The organism is Pseudoflavonifractor sp. 60, from assembly GCF_009911645.1.
GTDB lineage: Bacteria > Bacillota > Clostridia > Oscillospirales > Oscillospiraceae > Lawsonibacter.
On record NZ_QWKI01000066.1, the window covers coordinates 1 to 461 of the forward strand.

Sequence of the window (461 nt, forward strand, 5' to 3'; positions counted from 1 at the left end):
TGGTCTATGGGTGGACAAATGTCCACTTTACCGGAGGGCAGCAATTTTTGACGCTGCAACCGCGTCCGCTCCCGCTTCTTTCTCTCGCCCTCGGTAGAGGACTGACCAATCAGCAGTTGAATATCCGCCATGTAGAAAGCGCCGTCGGTCAGGACTTCCACAAGGCCAAATTCCATGAAAACTTTAATCGCCCTCTCTACCGTCCCAATCTGGTGCCGGGTGAATGTGGCAATGGTCTGGACAGTATGGGGAAGATGCTCGTTGAGCATGAGGATTCCGCCGCTTTTCAGGGACATAAGGTACATTTTCAGCAGCAGATTCGAGTACAGCAGGCCATCCGGCATACTTTCCAGGACGACCATAGTCTCGCTGTTGTAGAAACCTTCTTTCAGTTTGAGATAGTAAAATCTCCTGTTTTCAGCCATAGGGTAAAACTCCTTTGTAGAATCGCCGTTGCGGGC

At 50.8% G+C, this 461-nt stretch carries 1 protein-coding gene; it reads right to left on the reverse strand.

What is annotated here, in order from left to right:
• Positions 1-425, reverse strand: a 425-nt coding sequence (locus D1646_RS07870) for a phage replisome organizer N-terminal domain-containing protein (RefSeq protein ID WP_201754596.1), incomplete at its 3' end; no start/stop codon positions are given.
• Positions 426-461: the final 36 nt, after the last annotated feature.